At 84.3% G+C, this 432-nt stretch carries 1 pseudogene; it reads left to right on the top strand.

From position 1 onward, the window contains the following. Nucleotides 1–432 (top strand): annotated as a pseudogene (locus EAD96_RS31380) (hypothetical protein); the annotation flags it as partial.

Here is a 432-nt window from a genome sequence, read left to right as displayed (position 1 = left end):
GGGTCCGTCCCGACGACGTTCCGCCCGGCACCCAGCCGGTGTCCGGTGCGGGCCGCCGGGTCCGTCCCGACGACGTTCCGCCCGGCACCCGCCCCGTCTCCGGTGCGGGCCGTCGCGCCGCGCCGGAAGGTGCCGTACCCGGCGGGCCGGCCGGACGGGCCGTACCGGACGCCGCCCCGGTCTCCGGCGGCGGCCGACGCGCCCGGCACGACGAGCCCACCGGCGGGCACCACGTGTCCGCGCCCGGCGGCGAATCCGCAACCGTGCCCACGCCGGGCGCCGGCCGCCGGGCCGCCCCGGAACGCCCCCCGGTCGTCCCGCGCAGCGGAAACGCGCCGGACCTGCCGGGCGCGCCCGTGTCCGGCACTCCGGCGACCGGCCCGACCCCGCCCGCCGGCCGCCGCGGCACGCCCGCCGGCCGCGGTGCCGCAC

Origin of the sequence: Micromonospora sp. BL1, from assembly GCF_003667485.1 — a bacterium.
In the GTDB taxonomy this organism is placed as follows: Bacteria; Actinomycetota; Actinomycetes; order Mycobacteriales; family Micromonosporaceae; genus Micromonospora; species Micromonospora tulbaghiae.
Note: the sequence above shows the minus strand (reverse complement) of the source record. Positions and strands in the feature narration are given on the sequence as shown.